Below are 353 nucleotides of genomic sequence, written 5' to 3'. Positions count from 1 at the left end.
ATTGGGCAGAGCGCGACGAGCCGCGCATCTACCGCTGGCACTCGTTCGAATGGGCCTGCGAGCAGACCAAGATCGAGCATCGCCTGACCAAACCACGCTGCCCGTGGACGAACGGCCAGGTCGAGCGCATGAACCGCACTATCAAGGACGCCACGGTCAAGCGCTACCATTACACCGACAACGACGAGTTGCGCCGCCACCTGCAACTGTTCGTGGAGGCCTACAACTACGGTCGCCGGCTGAAGACCCTGCGAGGCCTCACCCCCTACGAATTTATTTGCCAGACCTGGACGAAAGAGCCCGAACGCTTCAGGCTCGATCCGTCACACCACATGCCGGGACCAAACATCTAG

General features: G+C 60.9%; 1 protein-coding gene. It reads left to right on the top strand.

Annotated features, from left to right (window positions below; translation table 11 throughout):
- The coding region (locus FV228_RS32790) for an integrase core domain-containing protein (RefSeq protein ID WP_147858054.1) at window positions 1-353 on the top strand (353 nt) is incomplete at its 5' end.

The sequence above is a fragment of the Methylobacterium sp. WL18 genome (genome assembly GCF_008040015.1).
GTDB classification, from domain to species: Bacteria; Pseudomonadota; Alphaproteobacteria; order Rhizobiales; family Beijerinckiaceae; genus Methylobacterium; species Methylobacterium mesophilicum.
This window is presented reverse-complemented; position numbering and strand designations above follow the sequence as displayed.